Genomic DNA, 2587 nt, shown 5'->3' on the forward strand with positions numbered 1-2587 from the left:
ATGCATACCGAGAGCGTCAGCAGCCTTCGACCGGTTCCAATCGCTGTTTTTAAGTGCTTCGAGGATATACTTTCTTTCGATAGTATCGATGTCTTCCGGTTTGCTTTCAAGGTCGGTCGAGCGGCGCCTGAGGTAGGACGGAAGGTGTTTTACTCCGACATTCCCTTTTTTGCAGAGGACAAAAGCATGCTCGATGATATTCTCCAGTTCTCTGACATTTCCGGGAAAATCGTGCTGCATGATGTCGGCCAGGGCTCCCGGGGTTATCCCGGTCAGATTCCTGCTCCTGATCTTGTTGAACCGGCAGATGAAATGGTCCACAAGCAGGGGGATATCCTCTTTTCTCTCCTTAAGCGGAGGGATGTCGATCCGAATCACATTGATCCTGTAAAACAGGTCGCGCCTGAATTCACCATTTTTTACAAGCTCATCCAGATCCCTGTTCGTCGCTGTGATGACCCTTACATCGGCCTTTACCGGCACGGTCCCGCCAAGCGGTTCGTAGACTTTTTCCTGAAGTACCCTCAGCAGTTTCACCTGCATGGCCTGGCTGATATCCCCTATCTCATCGAGAAAGATCGTCCCACCCGCGGCTAGCGCGAACCTGCCCGGCTTGTCCTTTTTCGCGTCTGTAAAGGCTCCTGCCTTGTAGCCGAATAGCTCTGCCTCCAGAAGAGTGTCCGGAAGGGCGCCGCAATTGACCGCTATGATCCTCTCCTTGCGCCTCGGACTCAGGTCGTGTATGGCCCGGGCAAAAAGCTCTTTCCCCGTACCACTGTCACCACCGATCATCACAGTGCTTTCGCTCTCGGCGACCTCGGGAAGGATGTCGAACAACCTTTTCATCAGGTGACTCTTGCTGATGATATCCATGAAACGGTTCTTGCCGAGCAGTTCTCTCCTGAGCTCTTTGAGTACACTCAGATCCCTGAATGTCTCCACACCACCGATGACATTGCCCTCAGCATCCCTTAGAAGAGCGGTCGAGACAGAGACGACGACAGGCTCACCATCAGGCTTTACAATAGTTATCTCCTCGTTGACCACCTGATGTCCGCTGTCCATCGTCCTCTTCAATACGCATGCGCTCTCACACACCATCGCCCTCATCACCTCAGCGCAGAATTTCCCGATCGCCACGGAGCGGGGGATCCCGGTGATACGTTCGGCAGCCTTATTGAAAGATGTGATCCGCCAATCGAGATCGATCGTAAAGACGCCATCGGCGATGCTATCGAGGATTATGTCGGTATTGGAAGTCATCTCGTGAGGATTATACTACGCGCCGCGCCGGACCGCAACCTATACCGTAGCATTTTTGCTACGGTAGGGAAACCTCTCAAGAGAAAGTGCGAAAGATACTGTACGTTATCATCACTTCAACAACACCATCTTCTTCGCCTGCACAAAATCACCGGTGACGAGGCGGCAGAAGTAGATACCGCTCGATGGTCCGTCAGGAACATCCACAGTCGCAGTTCCAGTTCCAGAACAATACACCGAGTCGCTGTGGACGTTACCGATAGCAATCGCGCAATCGTACGTTCCTGCCGATTCAGGCTCGAAGCGGACGGTCACATACAGCGTTTCAGTTGATTCGAGACTGAATGGACCAGCTGCCCCTCGCCATTATTCTCCTATGCATACAGGTTGCCGATTATTACTGGAATATGGAGTTGTAATCCGCGCCCGCCCATGATAAAATACGGTGGACTCATTTTCCAGAGAATAGGAGGCTATTATGAGATTTGTATTGATTGTCGTGCTGTCAATCATCCTGACGATCAGCAGCCTTCCCAACGCCAAGACACCACCTGCTGGAGAACAATGTATAGATCTGCGAGCCGATTCTATCGTATTCACTTACCCGCATCCCGATTCGATCCGGGTGGAGGCCTTTTACACCATCCTCAACTCGACGCCCACGGAGATCTTTTATTATTGCGATATAGGAGTATTCCTGGACGGAATCCCAGCCGATGTATCGGAATTTGAAATCGGTACTTCCATGGGCGAATGCTGGGATAAGGAAGAAGAAGACTGCGATGGCGATTGCACCGAAACAGTCAACGGAAAACCTGTTTCAGGCTTCTGCATATTCTGGAAGGACCCTATGGATACATGTTTCGCGACCTGTGTCTGTTCAGCAGGAATCCGAAGGGTGTGGGGTTTTTCATATGCCGGTGAGGATATGCTTTCGTTTGAGCTGGATCTGGGAGACGCGGTGCTGGAAGTGGATGAGACGAATAATTCCTGCTCCATTTTCATCGGGGTGGTGGGAACCGAGGAAACCTCCTGGGGAAACATAAAAACCCGGGAATCCGAATAGGCTGGACTCGAACAAGTGATCCCTCCCTGCACTTCTTGTGTATCACACAGGTCGAACAGTCGTGTTCCCTCTTGATCATGGGAGTCCTGCCCTGCTTCTCGGCCAGAAATATTTCCGTCTTGTTCATCAGCCCAAGCAGGATACCCAGCTGTGCCTTCTCTGTTGATTCCATCCGACTTTCAACACTGCCCCTGACCTGGTCGACGCACAACATGCATTACGATGTTTATTGAATACATATGGAATGTCTTATTTAGG

3 protein-coding genes are annotated in these 2587 nt (G+C 51.3%); 1 reads left to right on the forward strand and 2 read right to left on the reverse strand.

Annotated elements, in window-relative coordinates; genetic code table 11:
* Both KOO63_07350 and KOO63_07355 read right to left on the reverse strand, forming a co-directional pair.
* A partial coding sequence (locus tag KOO63_07350) for a sigma 54-interacting transcriptional regulator (protein MBU8921620.1) occupies nt 1-1263 on the reverse strand: 1263 nt, incomplete at its 3' end.
* 111 nt (nt 1264-1374) lie between these two features.
* The gene (locus KOO63_07355; protein ID MBU8921621.1) at nt 1375-1578 is read right to left on the reverse strand and encodes a hypothetical protein; all 204 of its coding nucleotides are present in this window, start codon (nt 1576-1578) and stop codon (nt 1375-1377) included.
* Nucleotides 1579-1741: 163 nt separating this feature from the next.
* Here KOO63_07355 and KOO63_07360 point away from each other — a divergent pair, with 163 nt between their 5' ends.
* Nucleotides 1742-2329: a hypothetical protein gene (locus tag KOO63_07360; protein ID MBU8921622.1), complete on the forward strand. Its 588-nt coding sequence runs from the start codon at nt 1742-1744 to the stop codon at nt 2327-2329.
* Nucleotides 2330-2587: the final 258 nt, after the last annotated feature.

The organism is Candidatus Latescibacterota bacterium, from assembly GCA_019038625.1.
Lineage (GTDB): Bacteria > Krumholzibacteriota > Krumholzibacteriia > Krumholzibacteriales > Krumholzibacteriaceae > JAGLYV01.

Excerpts from the sequence above, each read along its gene's own strand:
- KOO63_07360 (MBU8921622.1), top strand. The coding sequence starts at position 1,742 with ATGAGATTTGTATTGATTGTCGTGCTGTCAATCATCCTGACGATCAGC.